General features: G+C 47.8%; 13 protein-coding genes. 9 read left to right on the top strand and 4 right to left on the bottom strand.

Annotated elements, in window-relative coordinates; all coding sequences use genetic code 11:
- Positions 1–81: 81 nt before the first annotated feature.
- Positions 82–1,845 (bottom strand): ABC transporter ATP-binding protein, encoded by a 1,764-nt coding sequence (locus FHW36_RS17900; protein ID WP_145670943.1) that lies wholly within the window; start codon positions 1,843–1,845, stop codon positions 82–84.
- A 122-nt stretch (positions 1,846–1,967) separates the two neighbouring features.
- On the opposite strand from FHW36_RS17900, the gene FHW36_RS17895 reads away from it, so the two are divergent.
- A complete protein-coding gene (locus FHW36_RS17895) occupies positions 1,968–2,483 on the top strand; it encodes a DUF4251 domain-containing protein (protein ID WP_145670942.1) in 516 nt (171 codons plus the stop codon).
- 44 nt (positions 2,484–2,527) lie between these two features.
- On the opposite strand, the gene FHW36_RS17890 is transcribed toward FHW36_RS17895, so the two are convergent.
- The gene (locus FHW36_RS17890) at positions 2,528–3,004 is read right to left on the bottom strand and encodes a GNAT family N-acetyltransferase (RefSeq protein ID WP_145670941.1); all 477 of its coding nucleotides are present in this window, start codon (positions 3,002–3,004) and stop codon (positions 2,528–2,530) included.
- A 58-nt stretch (positions 3,005–3,062) separates the two neighbouring features.
- On the opposite strand from FHW36_RS17890, the gene FHW36_RS17885 reads away from it, so the two are divergent.
- The 8 genes from FHW36_RS17885 (at position 3,063) to FHW36_RS17850 (ending at position 14,070) form a co-directional block, all read left to right on the top strand.
- Positions 3,063–3,683: an HAD family hydrolase gene (locus FHW36_RS17885; RefSeq protein ID WP_145670940.1), complete on the top strand. Its 621-nt coding sequence runs from the start codon at positions 3,063–3,065 to the stop codon at positions 3,681–3,683.
- A gap of 366 nt (positions 3,684–4,049) precedes the next feature.
- Positions 4,050–5,906, top strand: a complete 1,857-nt coding sequence (locus tag FHW36_RS17880; RefSeq protein WP_186452505.1) for a family 16 glycoside hydrolase — start codon at positions 4,050–4,052, stop codon at positions 5,904–5,906.
- A gap of 21 nt (positions 5,907–5,927) precedes the next feature.
- A complete protein-coding gene (locus tag FHW36_RS17875) occupies positions 5,928–7,862 on the top strand; it encodes a hypothetical protein (RefSeq protein WP_222429113.1) in 1,935 nt (644 codons plus the stop codon).
- 599 nt (positions 7,863–8,461) lie between these two features.
- Positions 8,462–9,094 (top strand): TetR/AcrR family transcriptional regulator, encoded by a 633-nt coding sequence (locus FHW36_RS17870; protein ID WP_145670938.1) that lies wholly within the window; start codon positions 8,462–8,464, stop codon positions 9,092–9,094.
- Positions 9,084–10,445 carry a TolC family protein gene (locus FHW36_RS17865; RefSeq protein WP_145670937.1) on the top strand — a complete coding sequence of 454 codons (1,362 nt, stop codon included), beginning with the start codon at positions 9,084–9,086 and terminating at the stop codon, positions 10,443–10,445. The genes FHW36_RS17870 and FHW36_RS17865 overlap by 11 nt, the downstream gene beginning before the upstream one ends.
- 70 nt (positions 10,446–10,515) lie before the next feature.
- Positions 10,516–11,604, top strand: coding sequence for an HlyD family secretion protein (locus FHW36_RS17860; RefSeq protein ID WP_145670936.1), 1,089 nt, complete (start codon positions 10,516–10,518; stop codon positions 11,602–11,604).
- Positions 11,605–11,772: 168 nt separating this feature from the next.
- Positions 11,773–13,350 carry a DHA2 family efflux MFS transporter permease subunit gene (locus FHW36_RS17855; RefSeq protein ID WP_145670935.1) on the top strand — a complete coding sequence of 526 codons (1,578 nt, stop codon included), beginning with the start codon at positions 11,773–11,775 and terminating at the stop codon, positions 13,348–13,350.
- Between the two features lie 150 nt (positions 13,351–13,500).
- Positions 13,501–14,070, top strand: a complete 570-nt coding sequence (locus FHW36_RS17850; RefSeq protein ID WP_145670934.1) for a hypothetical protein — start codon at positions 13,501–13,503, stop codon at positions 14,068–14,070.
- 2 nt (positions 14,071–14,072) lie between these two features.
- Here the strand turns inward: FHW36_RS17850 and FHW36_RS17845 are convergent, their stop codons facing one another.
- Together FHW36_RS17845 and FHW36_RS17840 are read right to left on the bottom strand one after the other, a co-directional pair.
- The gene (locus FHW36_RS17845; RefSeq protein ID WP_145670933.1) at positions 14,073–14,531 is read right to left on the bottom strand and encodes an Mpo1 family 2-hydroxy fatty acid dioxygenase; all 459 of its coding nucleotides are present in this window, start codon (positions 14,529–14,531) and stop codon (positions 14,073–14,075) included.
- A gap of 67 nt (positions 14,532–14,598) precedes the next feature.
- On the bottom strand, positions 14,599–20,364 hold the full coding sequence (locus FHW36_RS17840) for an alpha-2-macroglobulin family protein (protein ID WP_186452504.1): 5,766 nt from the start codon (positions 20,362–20,364) through the stop codon (positions 14,599–14,601).
- Positions 20,365–20,458: the final 94 nt, after the last annotated feature.

Below are 20,458 nucleotides of genomic sequence, written 5' to 3'. Positions count from 1 at the left end.
ACATGGCATCGGTAGGTGCCAAAGATAATGAAAAATAATAATACGGTGTAGCGATCAACAGGCGCTAACAGGCGCCTGTTGCTATGATTTGTTATCCTGGTGCTTCCACAGTTCCTGGAATATCGGGCTTTGCTGGCGCAGCGTATCGAAAGTACCCTCCGCTACAATCCGTCCGCGACGCAGCACGTAAATATAATCGAACTGCGGAAGCAGGTGCAGGCGGTGCATGGCAGAAATGATGGCCTTATCCTGGAATGCCTGGAACATCTTTTCATAAATCATCGCTTCTGTTTTAGGATCTACACTACTGGTAGGTTCATCCAGCAGGATCACCTGGCTGTCGCGCGCCGCCAGTATACCCCGGGCCAACGCCAGCCGCTGCTTTTGCCCACCGGATAAGTTCACGCCTTTTTCCCGGATATCCGAAGCCAGTCCCTGGGGCAGCATGTCTACTACGTCCATAAAATGAGCGCTGTTGCACACCGCCAGCACCTCGGCTTCGGAAAAGGGAAGGCCCAGCGTGACATTATATTCAATGGTGTTCTCAAATATTTCAGGCTCCTGCGGAAACAGGGTCACACTTTCATTCAGGGAGCCTAACGGGAACGGCTCTCCGTCGACTTGTAGCACGGTGCTTTGCTCCGGCTCATATAATCCACGTAAAATAGCCAACAGCGTGCTTTTGCCGCTACCGCTTTCTCCAATAAGGGCGATCTTGTGTCCTTTTTCTATATGGAGATGCAGTTCGTGCAGGCTTTGCGGAGCATGCGCTTCATCATAGGCGGCCAGGTGCGAAAAACTCAGTTTCTCCAGGGTAATGGACTGCCAGCTGGCCGGCAGCTCCGACGCCGTATCTGCCCGGTGCTGCAACGTATAGGCGTCGCTGATATTACGCGCCGTTTCTACGGCGGTGTTGTATTGCACGATATCGGTGTATTGCCAGGCCACGTCCTGGAATACGCTGGTAAACTGGTTTACATAGCCAAGCAGCATCACCAGTCCCGCTACCTGGAATACCTCTCCCGGCACCCAGTGCTGGAAGCAATAACCGATAGCAATCACGCAATAGATCAGCGTGATCATCATTTCTGCTACAAACCATTTCCATTCATTGATCACAGTATTTTTCTTAAACGGAGGCCAGATACGCTGTACTTTGGCCAGCAGCCCGTTTTCCATGCTTTTCTCCAGTCGCAGGGTAATCACGGTCATGATATTGGAAAGGCTGTCAAACAGGGTAGCGGATACCAGGTGCTCCTGTTCATTGACCTCGTTCAGCGTTTTAATAAAGGGGCGGTCGAACCGCAGTACGAGCCATATACAGGTAACCCCCAGGGCAATACCAATGGCCCCATACAGGGGAGAGAAGTACAACATGGCCATCATCGAAAACAGGAGCTTACAAAGCGCATGCAGGTACATAAACCCTCTTTCGAAAAATTCTTTCAGCGCCTCATAGGCTTTGCGGATACGGTTAATCACCGATCCGCTATGGTTGTCCTGGTGCCATTTTACCGGCAAATGGAGGGCCTGGTGGTATCTTTCCTGGAGGAAGTTGCGGCTCAGGTTAAAGGCTACCTGTCTTTCCATGATCCTGGCAGGGCCATGGAAGCACCATTCCAGGAATTTGATCCCGAAGTAGCCACCGGCAAACAGCAGCACATACCGGGGCAGGTGAGGGGAGTCTTGCTGTACCTTGCCTACGAACCAGCCAAACAGCACAGGATTCAACGAAAAAATGACATTGGCCATGAAAAACAACGCATAAATAAACAGGTACTTCTTCCGTTCCCGGCGGGCATATTTCCAGGCGGTTTTCAGTAGAGAAATATAAGGGTTAGGCATGTTTCCGGATTTAATCATCAGCCCCTAAAAATACAACATACCCTCGGAAGCGTTGAACAAAATTGTGAGCCCGCTGTTATGGTACGATATTAGCGTTGTTCAATACATTAAAATCATATAATATGAAAAGGTACCTTTTGTTTACCGCAACGATATTCCTTAGCCTAGCCCTGTTACAACCCGCCCGGGCACAGGAAACCAAAGCACAGAAAAAAGCTGAAAAAATAGCACAGGTGAAATCCTGGATGGACGCCCAGAGTTATGTTTTCGTAGCGCAAACAGCGCTCCCGATGAATGGCCGGTCCAGGAACATTACACCGGACTATAACCTGGCAGTGACGGCCGATTCGGTAGTCAGCTATCTCCCGTTCTTTGGCCGCGCCTATACCGCCGATTATGGTGCTACCAAATCGCCGCTGGACTTCAAAACAAAGTCGTTTGAGTATAAGATCACACCAGGCAAAAAAGATGGCTGGAATGTGACCATTAAACCGAAGGACAACAAATCGGTGCAGGCCATGAACTTAACTGTATCCAGCGAAGGATATGCCTCCCTGCAGGTAACCAGCTACGACAGATCGCCGATGAATTTTAATGGTTATGTAACGGAAATGAAAGCTAAGAAAAGTAAAAAGTAAATCGCAAAAACAGGCTATGTCCGCGGCGGAGATAGCCTGTTTTTTTATTGTCCAGGTTCCAGTGATTTTATCATCTCGTAGTTAATTAATGATACTTCTCCCAAATCTACCTGCCTCGTTTCCACTACTTTAAATCCCATCTTCTCAAAAAACGGGCGAGCGGTAATACTAACATAGGATGTCAGGGAAAGCAAACCCAGTTCCCTGGCCTTTTCAAATATCCGCTGGATGAGCAGCGTGGCAATTCCCTTACCCTGGAAATCTTTATGTACAAACATCATATCCAGTTCCCCGTCTGCTTCCACAGAAGCAAAGCCGGTAATGGTATCTTCCGGGGTCACCGCTACATAAAAGTATTGTTGTTTAATTTTATTTTCCAGGGAGGTAATCCTTTCTCCCCTGGCCGCCCAGGCCCGGACCTGCTCCGGGTTGTAATGCCGGCTGTTGATATGAATAATAGTCCCCTGGTACAGACTTTTTAGCTGACCGGTATCCTGCAATGTGGCCGTACGTATTTGCATGTTGCACTTTTATTGCAAGGATAACCTTATTTTTAGTGCTGCATAAATTTTTATTGAGATGGATAAGATTACCCCGATTACGACCCTCTTCCTGGATATAGGTGGCGTATTGCTCACGAACGGATGGGACAGGGCTGCCCGTAAACTGGCCATACAAACGTTTGGACTGGATGCCCTGGAAACAGAAGAGCGGCATCACCTTACTTTTGATACTTATGAAGAAGGAAAGCTTACACTGGATGAATACCTGAACCGGGTCGTTTTTTATGAAGACCGGAGCTTCACCCGCAAACAGTTTCGCGATTTCATGTATGCGCAATCTGCTCCTTATCCTGATATGCTGGAAATGGTGACGGCGCTGAAAGCCAAGTACCAGCTGAAGATTGCCATTGTGAATAATGAAGGACGGGAGCTGAATGAACACCGCATTCATCATTTTAATATCAGCCGCTTCGTGGATTTTTATATTTCTTCCTGCTTTATACACCTGCGTAAACCAGATGCCGATATTTATAAGATCGCACTGGACATTGCCCAGGTGAGGCCGGCGGAAGTAGTATACCTGGAAGACCGGTCCATGTTTGTGGATGTTGCCAATGGCCTGGGTATTAATGGTATTTGCCACCGGGATTATGATAGCACCAGGCTGCAGCTGGAAGCCTTTGGTTTGAAATTATAGTGATTGCTTAATATAGTGCAGGAGGAGGGAAGTAGCCTATTTACTTCCCTTTTTCTTTTTAAAATATTTTAAGAATTAACCACCTGTTTTCTTTTCGCGCCGGGCATTGTGTGTTCGTAACTCCTTTTTTACCGCTGGTGTAATTTTTGGGCCCCTGGTACCTACTTTTTTGCAATTAATTTCTATTTTGGCGCCTCGTTCCAGGTTTAGCTGTGTTCCACGTTATAGTTTAGCAAGCAAATAGTTGAATTTAAATTTTCGTTAAAATCATTTTTGAGAAATACCCATATAAAAAACTAATGCAAATAGTCAGAAAGCTAAATGCATTTAGCAAACAATGTAAACGCTTTAAAAAAATCCAGATCTATGCTTAGATGGAACAAGTTCCGTCCAAAGTTGAAACAGTTACGTGTGTACGACCGGAGAACTTTGGTATTGATGTTAAGTATTGGCAGCTGTCAGCAGTTGATGGCCCAGAACAAACTGCCATTAACTGATTTATCTGCTTTTCAGCAACCAGCAGCCAACTGGCGTATAGCCGGTGGCGTTAAAGCAGACCTGCAGCAACAGAATGTATTGCAAACAACGGAAGGAACCGGTATCCTGGTGAACCTGCCTGCGAAAAACACGCACGGGCAGGATCTTTTCAGCAGCTGGCAACATGGTGATCTCGATCTGGAGCTGGACTACCTGATGTCTAAAGGTTCTAACTCCGGTATTTATTTACAAGGCAGGTATGAAATTCAGTTGCTCGACAGCTGGGGTACCACTGCTCCCCGCGCTTCCGACAATGGAGGTATTTATGAACGCTGGAACGACAGCCAACCTGCCGGTCAGCAAGGATATGATGGACATGCTCCCCGCCAGAATGTAAGCCGCGCGCCAGGTTTATGGCAGCACATGAAGATATCTTTCCAGGCACCCCGCTTCGACGCTGCCGGTAATAAAATTGCCGATGCCGTGATCCTGAAGTTGGTGCTCAATGGCGTTACCATTCATGAAAATGTAGTACTGTCGGGCCCCACCCGCGGTGCGGTACAAAATAATGAAGTAGTGGAAGGCCCGCTTCGGATCCAGGGCGATCATGGCACCGTTGCCTTCAGAAACATTATAGTCAATAACTATAACGCGCCCCGCCCTGAGCTGCAGGACGTGAAGTACAGTGTATATAAAGGCCGTTTCGACAAAGAACCGGATTTTAATACGCTGAAGCCGGCAGTTACCGGTACTTCTGCGCAACTGACCTCCAATATCAACGGTCTACCCGACAATGAATTTGTAGTACGCTATACCGCTACCCTGGTAGTGAAAAAAACGGGAGACTATGGATTCAACCTCCATACTTCCGGTGGTCCGGGCGCCCTGAAAATAGACAACAAGCCGGTGATCACTCCCCGTGGTTGGGATGGTCGCGGAAATGTGAGCCTGGAACCCGGCCATCACGCCGTGGAAGTGCTGTATGGCAAAACCACCGACTGGGCTAAAGCTTCCCTGACATTGGCGGTGAAAGAAGCAGACCTCCGCGAATTTGTGATCAGCGATGCCAACGTACCGGCAGATGATGTTACCGATCCCATCCTGGTAACCGCCAACGAAAACACCGTGTTGCGCAGCTTCATGGATATACCAGGCAAACGCGTGGTACACGCTGTTTCTGTAGGAAGTCCTGCTAAGGTGCATTACACTTATGATATGGACAATGGCCAGCCAGTGCAGGTATGGCGTGGCGAATTCCTCAACACCACCCCGATGTGGCACGACCGTGGCGACGGCTCTTCCCGCCCCATGGGTACTGTACAGGTGCTCACCCCACAGGTGGCATTAGCCATTGAGAAGCTGTCGGGTAAAGACGCGGCATGGACCAATGATACCACGGGTACCGGTTATCGCCCTACTGGCTATACACTCGACGAAACAGGTAAGCCTGCTTTCCAATACCAGGTGTATGGTACCGCGGTAACAGATGATATCAGCGTATTGCCGGAAAACCAGGGTATCCACCGCACCATAACGGTTGCACAACCTGCGGCTGATCTGTATCTGCGTATAGCCGTGGCAGATAATATAGAGCAGGTAGCCCCTGGTATGTATGTGATCGGCGATAAATCTTATTACGTGAAGATGGACGATACCAAAGCGAATGCCATCATCCGCAACCAGAATGGCCGTGCAGAACTGATTGTGCCGGTACAGGCTAAAATAGGTTATGCGGTTATCTTCTAAGCAGCAATACTAATGACTATTATGAAACTGAATTATAAAAGAATTACAGCAGGAATTGCCGCCGGCATGTTGCTGATGACTACTGCTATCACCGGGGTACAGGCACAGGAGTCGCCCAAGGAAGAAGACTTTTTCCGCATTGCACGTATAAGCTCCCCGGAAGGTACCCTGCTCGAAGTAGGTGGTTTATGTACCCTGCCTAATGGCGACCTGGGCGTAGCTACCCGCCGCGGCGATATCTTCATCGTGGAGAATCCTACCAGCAAGCAACCCTATTTCAGGAAAGTGGCTTCCGGGCTGCATGAAGTACTGGGACTGGCTTACAAGAATGGCTCCCTGTACTGCGCACAACGCGGCGAACTGACCAAAATGACCGACACCAACATGGACGGTAAAATAGATAAGTTCGAAACCGTATATGCGTGGCCGTTATCCGGCCATTACCATGAGTATAGCTTTGGCCCGGTACTGGGACCAGACGGCTCTTTCTTCGTATCCGGCAACGTAGCCTTTGGCGATGAAGAGTGGTGGCGTGGTGAAAGCCGCGTGCCCTGGAGAGGCTGGATGATGCACATCACCGAAGATGGTAAAATGGAACCCTGGGCGACCGGTTTCCGCTCTCCCTGCGGTTTGGGCACTATCGATGGCGAACTGTTTTATACCGACAACCAGGGTGACTGGATGGGCTCCGGTGGACTTACCCACGTAAAGAAAGGTAGCTTTGTAGGACACCCGGCTGGTTTGCGCTGGACAGGCTTACCCAATTCACCGGTAAAGCTAACCACCGAAGCGCTGTATGCCAAAGTAGATCCCCGCTTCCGCAAAGATGCCAACGGTCGTGCCATCAAACCAGAGAACGTAGAAAACGAAAAATTTGTGACGCTGTTTGATATGAAGAAATACTTCCCTGAAGTACAGCTGCCAGCTGTATGGCTGCCACACGGCGTGTTGGGGATTTCCAACTCACAGCTCACCACCATTCCTGAAGGCGTATTTGGCCCCTTTGCCAAACAGGTACTGATCGGCGACCAGGGACAGAGTAAGATCATGCGCGTATACCTGGAGAAAGTAAATGGCGAATACCAGGGCGCTGCCTGGGATTTCAGAAGCGGTTTTCAATCCGGCGTACTGCGCCTGGCCTGGGCTAAGGACGGTTCCCTCTTCGTAGGTGAAACCAACCGTGGATGGGGTTCTGCCGGCGATGCCAACCAAGGGCTTCAACGCCTGGTGTGGAATAACCGCGTACCGTTTGAAATGAGAACGGTTAGCGCCCAGCCCGATGGTTTTGAAATCACCTTTACACAGCCCATCGATAAAAAATATGCAGAAGATATTGCTTCTTACAATGTAGAAAGCTTTATCTATAAGTACCACCCGGTGTATGGAAGTCCAACCGTTAACACAGAAAAGCTGACGATTAAAGGTGTACAGGTATCGCCCGATGGTATGAAGGTGCGCCTGGTGATAGATGGCCTGCGCCAGTATTACATCCACAAATTGAGCCTGAATGGTATCCGTGCGCAGGAGAATGCTTATTCCCTCATACACCCGGATGTGTACTACACGCTGAACAATATTCCTGATGGCGCCAAACTGCCGGTATCTGCCCTGAGCACGAAGAACTCCGCTGTTAAGTCAGCGGCTGTCAAAGCCGCAGAAGCCAAGGCTGCTGCGAAGGAAGCAGCTCCTGCCACAAAAGCGCTGACTTATGAGCAGATCAAACCTTTGCTGAATAAATACACCTGTTCTTCCTGTCATAATCCTGATAAAAAGCAGGTAGGTCCGGGTTTCCGGGAAGTGGCAAAGAGAAATTACTCAGTTGCCAAAATCCTGGCACTGATTAAGAATCCTAAACCGGAAAACTGGCCTGGCTATGCAACGCCAATGCCTCCTTTACCGCAGGTGCCGCAGGCCGATGCGACGAAGATTGCGGTGTGGATTAATTCACTGAAGTAAGCATAAAGCATAAAGCTATTAAAGCGGGTGATCTTTGCGAATGTTTAAAATCGCATTGGTCACTCGCTTTAATAGCTTTATGCTTTTTGGTCTTTTTCTGAACTTTTTTCCGTGGACCCTGTTAACCAGGTATCACTATGAAAAACACTATACAGTAGGTCCTTCTCTGTTTGGTTTTTCCTTATAACGAGTATTCAAAGTATGGTTGATAAACAGGCACAGCATCTTGTAATGAAACAAGATGTGCAGGGGCGGGTCCTGTAGATAAGTAGCACCCGCCCTTTTTATTTTAACCCATTCTGTCCATTTTGTGGATTTCCAGTTGTTATACGCCGGTAGTTTGTGCTCATTTTAAGGTTTCCTTAACGGGAAAACCAGGCCTTATTCGGGCCGATTGGCGGGGAATCTGGGCGTCTTTTTTGTCATCCGGGATTACCTTCTTGTAAACAAAAATTAAAAACTCCTTAATTTATTTTCATTAAATATTGACTTATAATATAGTATAAATATAATTTAGTAAAATTTAAACATTCGATTAAATAAACGCTTGTTTAAATTAAACGTTTGTTTAACTTTGCTTTGTCAAATCAAAAAGGAACATGGAAGAGTATAGTGAAAAACAGCTCGCGATTTTAAAAGTTGCAGAGCGGCTATTTGCCGACCAGGGCTTTCATGGCACATCGGTAAGGGACATAGCACAGGAGGCGGACGTGAATATTGCCATGATCTCCTATTATTTCGGATCGAAGGACAAACTGCTGGAAACTATTTTCAGATATAGAATGGAGGCTTCCCGTAAGTTCATCAATGAGTTATTGGAGAACAATACGCTGGAGCCCCTGGAGAAAATCAACAGCCTGATCGACCGGTTTATCAATAAGATGTTGGGAGAGCAGTACTTCCAGTGCATTATGAGCCGCGAGCAGCTGAACAGCCAGGCAAGTCCGGTAAGGGATCTGATCTGGGAACTAAAAGGAGAGATGCTCGGGTTAATGCAGCCGATCGTTACCCAGGCACAGGAAGCAGGCATCTTTTATAAAGATGTAGACGTGGAAATGTTGATGACTACATTATTCGGGACTATTCACCAGGTAATACCTGCTCAACATATACTAAAGAAAAGTGCCCCGGCTACGGTGACGAATGACGATGAATTCCGGGAATATGTCAAAACCAGGGTAAGTACCCATTTAAAAAAATTGTTTAAAGCAATCCTAACACATGAATTCTAAAAGCATATACACACGATTATATGCGCTTGCATCGGGAATCTTGCTGACTTTTTTCTACCAGGCAGCATCCGCACAACAGAGCATAAAACCGCTTTCGTTAAATGAAGCCATATCGCTGAGTATACAAAACAGCAAACAGTTAAAAGTGAGTCAGGCCAGAGTTGCAGAAGCCACTGCCTCACTGAAAACAGCCAATGAACGCCAGTTACCGGATGTCAGTGTTTCCGGTTCTTATCTCCGCCTTACCCAACCCAATATAGATCTGAAGCTGAATACGGGAAGCGGCAACGGCGGCAACAGCGGCGGATCCAGCCCTAAAGTAAATTCTGCCGCCTACGGTATGGCCAATGTGTCCATCCCAATTTTTGCCGGCGGTATTATACAGAGTGGTAAAGAATCTGCCCGGTACCTGGAGCAGGCAGCCAAACTGGACGTTGATAAAGACAGGGAGGAGATCATTCAAAACACCATTGCTGCGTACAGCAACCTGTATAAAGCTAAAGCAGCCGTGACATTGGTAGAAGAGAATATTAAAACTTCTGACCAACGAGTGAAAGAGTTTTCCAACAAAGAACAGAATGGATTACTGGCACGCAATGATCTTTTAAAGGCAGAGTTGCAGCAGTCTAACTACCAGCTGGCATTGATGGACGCACAGAACAATCTCAAAATTGCCAATCTCAACATGAATATTATGCTGGGATTACCAGACAACACTTTGTTGCAGGTAGACAGCACCGTATTTAAAGTGGATAACAACGTAGACGGACGCGGAGAGGCAGAATTTGAGCAACTGGCTTACCAGAACCGTAAAGATGCCCAGGCTTTGGGAGCGCGTGAGAAAGCAGCCAACGCTGGTGTGAAAGGCGCAAAAGGTGAATATTTCCCTTCCCTGGCCGTTACCGGTGGTTACGTAGCTGCCTATATCCCCAACGTGGTTACCATCACCAATGCCATTACCGGTGGGGTAGGACTGAAATACAACCTGTCGTCCCTCTGGAAAACTGGGTCCAAGGTTGCCGGTGCAAAAGCACAACTGGCGGAGGTACAGGCCAATCAAGCCAAGCTCATTGATGGTATTCATATGGACGTTTACCAGTCTTACGAAAACTATCTCCTGAGCCATAAAAAAATGGACACTTATATAAAGGCGATTGAACAGTCGGAAGAAAATTACCGGATTACGAAGAATAAGCACGATAACAACCTGGCTACTACAACAGACCTGTTGGATGCCGATGTGGCAAATCTACAGTCGCACCTCAACTACGCTTATGCGAAGGCAGATGCACTGGTAGCTTACAACAAGCTGTTACAGGCAGCGGGCATACTGGAATCCAACAACAAATAATACGCACAAACCAAAAAATATCAAAGCCGTGGAAACGCAAACACAAACAAAACCTACTAACAATATAAACATGCAGGAAACAACCGCGCCTAAAAAGAGAAGCAAAGGGTTCATCATAGTGCTGGCTGCGCTGGTAATTGGCGGTGGTGCTTTTGGTATCACCAAATATATTCACGCCTTACACCATGAGGAAACAGATAACGCGCAGATCGATGCAAATGTAAGCCCGGTAATACCTCGTGTTTCCGGTTATGTGAAAGAAGTAAGGGTGAAAGATAACCAGCTGGTAAAGAAAGGAGATACCCTTGTAATCCTGGATGACCGCGACCTGGCCCTCAAAGTACAACAGGCGGAAAACGCATTATACACTGCACAGGCTAACCTGGGCGCTGCTGAAGCTACCACCGCCGCTGCACAGGCAAATATCAGCACTGCAGAAGCACAGATAGGTACGATCGACGCACAGATAGCGGCCGCTAAAGTAAATCTCTGGAGAGCCAGCCAGGATTTCGAACGTTACAGCAACCTGATTAAAGATCACTCTATCACACAACAGGAATTTGAACAGGCCTCTGCTGCCAAACAAACTGCTGAACGTCAGCTGGATGTATTGGCCAAACAAAAAGCAGCAGCAGCCCGTCAAACAAATGTAGTGTCTTCGCAGAGCGGCGCTACTTCCAAACAAATCAACATCGCCAACGCTAGTATCAAACAACGCGAAACCGACGTAGCCGATGCTAAACTGAACCTCTCTTACACCGTGATCACTGCTCCGGAAGACGGCGTGTTGTCAAAAATATTTGTACAACCTGGTCAGTTTGTAACTGCTGGTCAGTCTTTATTCAGCGTAGTATTGAGCACTACTCCCTGGGTAGTGGCCAACTTCAAGGAAACACAGCTGGACAAGATGAAGCTGGGTCAGAGAGTAACTGTACATATTGATGCTTATCCTGAAAAGGCGCTGGAAGCTAAAGTAACTTCCTTCTCGCCGGCAACCGGTTCTAAATTTGCGCTGCTGCCTCCCGATAATGCTTCTGGTAACTTCGTAAAAGTGGTACAACGCTTACCGGTAAAAATTGAGTTCGACAACCCTAACGATGAACTGGTTAAACAGTTGCGCCCGGGTATGAACGTACTGGTAGACGTGCACCTTAACTAATCATATACATGAATAGCAACTTATCCGGAGTTAATAATTAATGGAAACCATGCAAAGACTAATGACAGGCAATACCAACAGCAAAGACCAATTCAACAGACAGGTACTTATCGTCATTAATTATTAACTCCGGGCAACGTTGCCCTCATTCAAAATATAAACTGCTGCATGCAACAAGAATCATTGATAGAATACGGCTCGCGCAGGGTGATCATTACAATCACCGCTATTTTCTGCGCCTTGCTGGAGATAGTGGATACCACTATCGTAAATGTGGCGTTGAATGACATGCGTGGTAATATGGGTGCTACGCTGAGTGAAATCGGATGGGTGATCACCGCCTATGCTATCGGTAACGTAATCATTGTACCGATGACCAGTTGGTTATCCCAGCAGTTCGGCCGTCGTAACTATTTTGCGGCGTCTATTATCATATTCACCGTTTCTTCCTTCCTTTGCGGTAACTCCACTACCATGGTGGAACTTATCCTATTCCGCTTCATACAGGGGCTTGGAGGAGGTGCATTGCTGGTAACCTCTCAAACAATTATCACGGAAAGTTATCCGCCTGAAAAGCGCGGTATCGCCCAGGCCATCTATGGTTTAGGGGTAATTATCGGCCCTACTTTAGGTCCCCCGCTCGGTGGTTATATCACAGATAACTATTCCTGGCCATACATTTTTTACATTAACATTCCCATTGGCGTTATTGCTACGCTGCTCACCCTGCAGTTTGTACGCAGCCCAAAATACGGCAATAAGAAATCCATCAGCGAAATCGACTTCCTGGGTATCGGCCTTTTGGCTATCATGGTGGGCTCCCTACAGTTTGTGCTGGAACGTGGACAGGAAGACGACTGGTTTAATGATCCCACCATCACCCTGTTGACCGTGACCAGCGCATCGGCCCTCTTCTTCTTTATCTGGAGAGAGTTGACTACGCCCAATCCCATCGTAGAGTTGCGGGTACTAAAAGATGGAAATCTTCGTGCAGGTACAATACTATCATTTATCATGGGCTTCGGGCTATATGGATCCACCTTTATTATCCCGCTGTATACACAGGGATCGTTAGGATGGACCGCTACCCAGTCAGGTATGCTCATGATCCCGGCAGCATTGACCACGGCCTTTATGATGCCGTTGATCGGTAAGCTGCTGGAGAGAGGAATACCGCAGCAATACCTGGTAGCTGCCGGTATGTTCCTGTTCTTTGGCTTCTGTTTCTGGGGATATAAAATTATTACCCCTGCAGATACCGGTGCAGATGCGTTCTTCTGGATGCTGATTGTACGTGGTGTGGGTATGGGATTGCTTTTCATCCCTATTACTACCTTGTCTCTCTCTGGCCTCAAGGGGCAGCAGATTGGTCAGGGTGCGGCCTTCACCGGTATGATGCGTCAGCTGGGAGGCTCATTCGGGGTGGCATTGATCACTACCTTTATGGCCCGCCAGAATATGCTGCACCGCAACGATTTGGTTGCCAAGCTGGATACCAACAACCCCGATGTCGTAAACCGGGTAAATGGCCTGGCACACAGCTTCGCTGCCAAAGGTATGGATGCAGACAAAGCCCTCAGCAGCGGTTATAAATTGCTGGATTACAGCGTCACCAAGCAGGCAGCGATATTATCCTACATGGATGTATTCCTGTACCTGGGGCTGATGTTCCTGATCTGTGTACCATTTGTACTGATGGTAAAAGCTAAGAAAGCGGCTAAACTGGATCCGTCGGCTATGCACTAGCGGAACAGTTTTCGACATAAAATATTGTTGCAATAACAGTGTAACAGTTGTAGGTTTAGGTAAATAAGCCCCGATTTTAATCGGGGCTTTTGTTTTATGGGATAGTTTTTATGGAGATAATTTTTTAATTTCCAGATAAACCCCGACGCTATGGAAACATTTGGACATATCAGGATGGTGATGGGCTTCATTCTTAGTTTAAGTATCGCCCATCTCTTAAAAGGAACTGTTAAATTCGTGCAACATCCTGGCCGTGAAAAACCTTACTGGATACATCTTTCCTGGGTGTTTTATATCTTCATCCTGCTGGTACATTTCTGGTGGTGGGAAATTCCTTTACATGTGATTAAAAGATGGACCTTCCCGGAATACATTTTTTTTGTATTCTTTATTGTTAACTTCTTCGTGTTGTGCGCCTTATTATACCCCGACGACCTGAAAGACTATAACGGCTACCAGGATTACTTCTTTTCCCGGCGAAAGTGGTTCTTTGGCGTATTGGCCTTTTCCTTTGTGGCCGACGTAATTGACACCTTATTGAAAGGCCCTGAATACCTGCAACATCTGGGTGTGGAATACCCCATTCGTAATATCCTGCACCTGGTGCTCTGTTTATTGGCCATACGGGTTAGCAATCGTACTTTTCATGGCGTGCTGGTCATCGCATTTATCGTATACGAGATGTCGTACATACTACGGCTGTACCTGGCCGCAGGATAAACCTACAGGGGAATGCCCACTCTTTTATAAATAAAACTCAGCAACCACGCCGGACCTATCAGGAGGAATTGCAGATCTTTGAAGAAGGAGGGCTTGGCGCCTTCTATTTTATGGCCTATAAACTGGCCAATCCAGGCCAGCACAAAAATAACCAGCGCCACCTGCCAGGTAACCAACCCCGTGGCGGCTATCATGCGCCACAACCACAGGCATATAATACCAATCAACAACATGCCGGCTGCTAATGAAGCGGAAAGTCGCAGGTAATAAAGGATGACCGCCAGTAGCGCAATATGCGCCAACGTCAGGTACATAAAAGAAACGCCGGGAACCGGCACCGCATACAGGAAGCCAACAATACTGAAAAAGATAGCAGGTACGCAGATCCAGTGAATCAGTTTGTTGGTTGGGTTACGGTGACTGGTACCGTAGTCATCCAGCCATTGATGGATTGTTTTCATCGTGGAATGGTTTAATTGGTGTTCCTATTAATATACATTAAATAAACCATTTGCGGGGGAAAGCTGCTTACTTTTTTGCTCCGGCAATGTTGATCTGCGTCAGGCCTGTTCTGCCAAAGAATACCGGGAAATACATCATTTCCGCTTTGGCGGGGTTCAGGTGATAGCGACCGGTAAAGCGGGGCATCAGCGCCACCTGGAAGGTATACCTGCCTTTGTTAAGCTGGTTACAAAAGATGCTCACCTTGTCTTTGAAATGTTCGCGGTGTACCTCGTTGTTTGTCCAGCTGCCGCTTTTTTCTTCATAAGAACAACCGGCCGGTATAGGTATTTCCACCATGATGTAATCGGCATCTGCCTTTACTTCAACTTCTACCTGGAGTAGTACGCTTTTGCCGGCGGTGAGCTGCTCCACCTTTTTACGTTCCTGCATAAATTTACTGCTAACGCTGAACTGACGGCTGGCCGGTAATGGGGCCGGATTCCAGTGCTGTTGCCAGGCGCTGAAGTAGATGGTAGCGCCACCACTTTTGCTTACCTGTATTGATTGGCCACCGGGCAAGGTATGGTTATATGGAAACTGGGTGACCGCTTGCCCGTTTATCTGCAAGGTAGCCGGGCGTTGCTCTCCTGCCTGTAATACATCCGGCATAATGGTGGCCAGGATGCTAGCTGATTCGTAAGTATTGCGCCAGTTACCACTGCGTCTTTTTTCCAGGAACCAGTTGCGGATGCTGTGTAATACCGGTTCCTGTCCGCCTGCTGCCCTCAATATTTTATAAGCCAGCAAAGTGGTTTGTATACTGTTATTAAAGAACTGGTAGCTTTCTTCGCCCCAGTAACTGTTGCCCATCATAGTCGTCTGCCGGTGTGCCAGAATTGAATCCGTTTTAACGGCCATGCCTGTACGTTGTTTCAGGTATAACAAGCGATACTGATCGTATAAATTATTTTTCGGTGCATTCAATGTATCCAGGTAATTGGAGTAGTTTAATTTTGCACCCAGCGTATGCAGGGTTTCGAGGAGAGTGATTTTATCGGTACAAGCCGCACTGTTGAGCAGAAATACCAGGTAGTTGATCAACGGGGGTTTATCCAGGTTAACGGAAAATCCCTGTTGTTCCGCCAGCAGGAAGGCTTGTATTACATGTTGGGAGATCCAGTATTCTGTTGTGCCTTTATGCCACCATCCCCAGTTTCCATCCTTATTTCTATTTCCCTGCAGGTCGGAGATAAGCTGACGGATTTTCCGGTCTTTATCAAACGATTGCTTCAGCAACCGGCGGGCCTGCTTTTCCAGCAGCAGGCCGGTGAGTTTGGAAGCCATCTGCTCGTTGCAGAGGTATTCGTAGCGTTCCAGGTAATCCGTTTCTTCCAGTAATACCGGCAGCAGGGAGGTATTGGCATAAACGTGGATGGCGCCCGTATCGCTGGCTGCAAAGGTAAAAGCAGTGTCGCCGGGAAGCGCGGCAAAGATGCCATTGGTTTCTTTTACGCCCGCCGGCATTATTGGGATGGCCCGGTACTCACCATCGAAATAGTCGCCGCTGGCATGAATAGTATATTGGAAGGACGCGCTGTCGCCCGCCGGTATGGCGACGGGGAAGGTATCAATATAGCTGTTTTGCACCCCGATGTGATGTTGCTCCACGAGGCGGTGATTAGCGTAAAAGCTGCGACTGACCGTATTGCTATCTCTCCCGTAATTCAATATTTTACCGATAATACGGATACTATCGCCAGCGATAGCAAATGTGGGGAGAGACAGGTTAGCGCTTAAGGGTTTAAACGCTTTAATCTGTGCCTCGGCCGCACCGGTTTGCCGTTGATCAGTATATGCCAGGGCATAAGTTTTCCAGCTGGTTATATCATCCGGGAAGGTGACTTTAAAGCTAGCCTCGCCTTTTTCGTTGGTACGTAACCGTGGCTGCCAGAAGGCATCATCCCGGAAGTGGGTGCGGATGGAATTGCCAGCCGGTAATCCTTCCTCATTATTCAACGCAGCTAATGCGCCCGCTTTGCTGCTGGTGATAATAATCACGCCATTCGCTGCCCTGGCGCCATAAATTGCTGTGGCAGCGGCATCTTTCAGCACCGTCATGTTTTTGATCTGATCCGGTGGCAGGCTTTTCAGATCGCCGGCATAAGGAATGCCGTCTATAACGATCAATGGCAATCGATTACTATCGCCTGCAATGCCTCTTATATTAACACCGGCGGTATAGCCTTGAAGTGATTCTCTTACCACGGAGACAGACGCAGTGAGGTTACTTTTCTTGATAGCGCCATAACCCACCACCACTACCGATTCCAACAGGTGTTGTTCCCTGGCCTCCATTCTCACATCAAAATGCTCCTGGTTTTTTAGGGATACTTCCTCGCTGTTGTAACCGATAAAACTGAAAACGAGCATCCCTTTTTCGGTAACCGGTAACCTGAAGAAACCCTTTGCATCGGTAACGGCGCCGGTGTTGGTACCTTTCAGTTTCACTGTTACGCCTGGCAGGGGAGTATGCAGTTTTTTGTCTGTCACCACACCATATACGGTCCTGGTAAAGCTGCTGCTGGTAAGGTATTGCTGGTTGAATGCTGTATTGAAATCTACTTTTTGTTCAATAGGGGTTGGCTGGTTGGAAGGCCAGTCGAGGATCGCCTGGTGCAATGCCCGGCTCACACTATCATTAGATACTATTTTATGTCCCTCTAATCTGTAATAGGTGTCCCCGCCTTCTCTTACTTCCAGGCTATCCGCAACATAGTAGTGGTTGTTGTAATGCAGTACCAACAGACGGTAGTAACCGGGTTCCAGCCCCGTAAAACGCCGGGTAGTTGTAGGGTAGAGGGTTACGAAGGAAGGGTTATCGTAGCGGTAAAGAAAGAGCTGCCTGATTTCTTGCTCTGGTAAACAGGTGTCCGGAGTTATTTGCAGGTCATATCCGCTACCTTGATAGCGAGGGTCAGGGTAAATACGATGGTTGATGGAAGTCTTCCCTTGCTCAGTTTTCCAACTGGTGTCGATCGCCTGTGTGGTGAATACCTCGTCATAAAACGGTGGCTGAAGCCATTCTTTCACATAAAAGAAAGGGCGGTAGCGTTGAGCGGGTATTTCTTTTTCCTTGACTAACCCCTTCCGGATGCTAAAGATGTAACCTGGTTCAGGCTGGAAAGACTGGGTGAAGCCGCCTTTTACGGCATATTCTGCCTCAGACACATGCAGTGGGCCTGCCAGCACGATTTGTCCGCTATAATAATTACTCCTGAACCAGTAGATATTGTTGTCCTGGCGAATGTACGTATACTTGGTGGGGTCGTTTAGTTCAAATGGAACCAGGTATCGCCTCCAGGTAATTTGTTCTGCAGAGGTGAGGGTAGGCGGCATTTTTTCTATCCTTATCCGGGTGTTGGGTTCGTCTACCGGAATACTGACAAAGGTTTTCATACCACCAACGGCCTCAATGCTGTCTACGATGATACGTTTATCCCGGATGCGGAGTTCCAGCCGGTGTTTACCCGGACTTACCGCAAAGCTATAAGCACTGCTCTGGCCGGCCTGATCGAAATATACCGGTTGTTCATCGATGGTTACCATTACCGGCGCCTGGAGGATATTTTTTTCACGGATAAACGGCGCCAGCTGAGTAATGCCAGATGACACCGGCGCCGTGTTATAATAAATGCCGCTGGCATAAAGAAAACGGTAGTAGGTAATGCTATCCAACGCCATGTCATTTTTCCACCTTTCCCAGCTGATCAGCCGGGAAGTCAACGTCCGTCTGTTGTTGACAAGACGTTGCAGGCTGTACTTTTTCCGCAGGCTATATACCTGGCCCAGGTAGGGGGCAACAGGCATCTGGTAATCGCTGAATTTGCCGGTAATGGCGTAAGCGGTTATATCGGCATCTTTCACCGGGCGCCCTTCCATATCTTTTACGGTAACGCCTATACGGGACGTTTGGCCGGGATAAATGGCCAGCGGACTATTAATGGTTACCTGTAATTGCTTGTCGGTATAGGGTATGTAGAAATTCTCACGTTGTACCTGGTCATTCAGGATGTATTGAATACTCACCGAATAATACCGGGGGGTAATACTGGCGGCCTTCCACGACAATTGCCGGGTATAGCCCCTGTCTATCAGTTTGTTGTCGGCGAAGATGCTGTACCAGAATGATAATTTCGATGGGTTGTTGATGGAGATAAATACAGAATCGCGGGTGTGGAAATTATTTGCCGTGATCCTGGCATCGTCGCGGGCAATACTGTATTCCCTGCTTACGGTGCCGGCGGTGACCAGGTAGGAGGCGGCAAAGGGCTGGATAGGGACGCTGGTTGGCAGCATCAGTGATAACCTGCCGATGGTATCTCCTAAAGTATTAACTAACTGCAGGATAGCCGGCATTGTTTTTACCTTACCTGCACGGTTAAACGAAATGGATATACTATCGGCCGTCTGGGAAAAACTGATATCATCTGGTTCGTATAAATAATCTATGTAATTATTACTATGCTGCGATTCGTTGTTGCTGTTAAGAAATAGCGTTGCGATATTGTAGGAAAAGGTTGCAGCTGGAAAGATACTGTCTGGAAGGATTACCTTGGTTTCACCAGTCATATCCAGTGCGATTTCATGTGTCCAGAGCGTTTTGGGAATGAATACAAATGGCGCATGATATTGGCGGACCGTATTTGAGGTAACGGTAATGATTACACGTCCATCCATAACAGGCAAGCCGTTTTCGTCAGTGGCTTTCATATATAGCGACAGTGGCATGCCGGGGGTATGTTCCTTATGGTCGGTACGGGTGGTGAAATGAACGCTTTTCAGATCGTATTCTTCATATTCAAAGGTGCCCCGCATCAACACCTTTCTTTGGGCGGCGTAGGCATCATCGTCCAGGTCTGTTTCATTATCGTCGAGCGCATATTTCCGGCTGACCGGTGCTTCCAGGGTAACGAGGTATTTATCATCCAGGTCAAGATTGAGGCTGTCGTTCAGGACAAATTCGTAATCATAGCCACCAGGCCGGTACGGATTGATCACCGTTAGGATGGTATCCAGGGTGTTTCGGCAGGAGAGCCGGAGCAGTAAGGGAGTGTTTACCAGCCGTCTGTCTTTCCGGGTAATAAATGCTTTGAGACGTACCGTATCATGGGGTTTGTATTTCGGTTTGCTGAATGCCATGAAACCTTTATAGTGCGCTTCGGTGGGCGTGGTTACGTAGAAGTCGGCGTCTTCCGGGCGGGGGCGGTAGGTGCGCTGTTTGCGATGTGGGAGGAGCCTTTTCCACCAGGATGTTTTACCGGGCTGCCGGTTATTGGCCAGTTGAAATAGGTTCAGCACCTGGTTATAGCGAATGGTTACCATGCCGGCGCTGCCCGATCTGGGCAGGCGGTAGGTGTGGGTAGCTTCATCCCAGGGAATGTTATGGCCGCCCACCTGCACCTGTGCATTGGAGATGAAGAGGCCTTGGTTGTCGTGCAGTAATATAGCGAGATCGTGATCGTTGGATACCAGCTTGAAGTGCAGGTTATGTACCGGCTGAAAGGTATATTGCATTTCATTTTTATCGGCACTTACCACCAGGTAGTTACCAGGTGGCGTGGTAGCCGGAAACAGGCTGTCTTGCGGATAAGAGCTTTGCAGCGTATGTAAATATTTTTCCTGTGCCCAGGTATGCTTTTTATGCTGCCATTGAAATATTTCCATGGCTTCGTGGTCGCTGAGTTGATATACATATGCATGTGCACTGCGGGTGGTACTCCGGGTCAATGGCTGTTGGGCATGTAATAGCAAGGAATACAAACAGCATAACAGAAAAAGGCTTCTTTTCAAGGCATCAGGATTATACACGGAATTTAGTAAAAAAACGGAATGTGACCACTGGTAAGATAAAAACGGATATGTTTTGTTCCCAACAAAGCATTCG

Source organism: Chitinophaga polysaccharea (assembly GCF_007829335.1).
Lineage (GTDB): Bacteria > Bacteroidota > Bacteroidia > Chitinophagales > Chitinophagaceae > Chitinophaga > Chitinophaga polysaccharea_B.
The sequence above is the reverse complement of the archived record's forward strand: the minus strand, read 5'-3'. Positions and strand labels throughout refer to the sequence as shown.